The following is a 787-nucleotide window of genomic DNA, read 5'->3' on the forward strand; positions in this document are numbered from 1 at the left end:
GCGCCCCGGCGGCCTGCACCTCATGCTGGTGGGCCTCTCGGCGCCGATGCGGGTGGGCGAGGCCGTCCCCGTCACGCTGACCTTCGAGCATGCCGGCGCCATCACCGTGCCGGTGCCGGTGCAGGCGGCGGGCGCCACCGGTCCGCACGGCCATCACTGATCCACTCCCAGGCCCGACACCACGGAAACCACCCATGCTCAACCGCTTCGCCGCCGTCTTCGGCGCCAGCCTCTTCGCCCTTCCGGCCGCCGCGCATGTGACGCTGGACCAGTCCACCATGCCGGCGGACAGCTACCTCCGCGTGGCCATCCGCGTGCCGCATGGCTGCGACGGAGCGGCCACCACCGGCATCCGGCTGCAGATCCCCGAGGGCTTCCGAAACGTGAAGCCGATGCCCCTGGCCGGCTGGACCCTGACCACCGTGGCCGAGGAAGGCACCGCCGCGCCCGGAGGCCATGGCGAGAGCGCACCGGTCCGGGAGGTCGCCTGGCGGGGCGGCAACCTGCCCGACGCCTTCTACCAGGAGTTCGTCCTGCGGGTGCAGACGCCGAAGGAAGCCGGGCAGACCGTCTATTTCCCGGTGGTGCAGGAATGCGAGGGCGGCAAGGTCACCCGCTGGATCGAGCGCCCCTCGAAGCCCGGCGAAACCCTGCGCGCGCCGGCCTTCGCCGTCCGCATCACGCCCAGGGGCTGAGGCGGAAGGCATGCGCCGCCTGCTCCCGCTGCTCCTGTCGTGCGGCCTGTGGCTGGCGTCCCTTTCCGGTGCCTGGGCCCATGCCGCGCTGC

2 protein-coding genes are annotated in these 787 nt (G+C 72.9%); both read left to right on the forward strand.

What is annotated here, in order from left to right; translation table 11 throughout:
• The first annotated feature begins 13 nt into the window (after positions 1-13).
• On the forward strand, positions 14-160 hold the full coding sequence (locus ROTAS13_RS25930; RefSeq protein ID WP_256371414.1) for a copper chaperone PCu(A)C: 147 nt from the start codon (positions 14-16) through the stop codon (positions 158-160).
• Positions 161-194: 34 nt separating this feature from the next.
• A complete protein-coding gene (locus tag ROTAS13_RS25355) occupies positions 195-695 on the forward strand; it encodes a YcnI family protein (RefSeq protein ID WP_075823725.1) in 501 nt (166 codons plus the stop codon).
• Positions 696-787 lie beyond the last annotated feature (92 nt).

Source organism: Roseomonas sp. TAS13 (assembly GCF_001950415.1).
Taxonomy (GTDB): Bacteria; Pseudomonadota; Alphaproteobacteria; order Acetobacterales; family Acetobacteraceae; genus Roseomonas; species Roseomonas mucosa.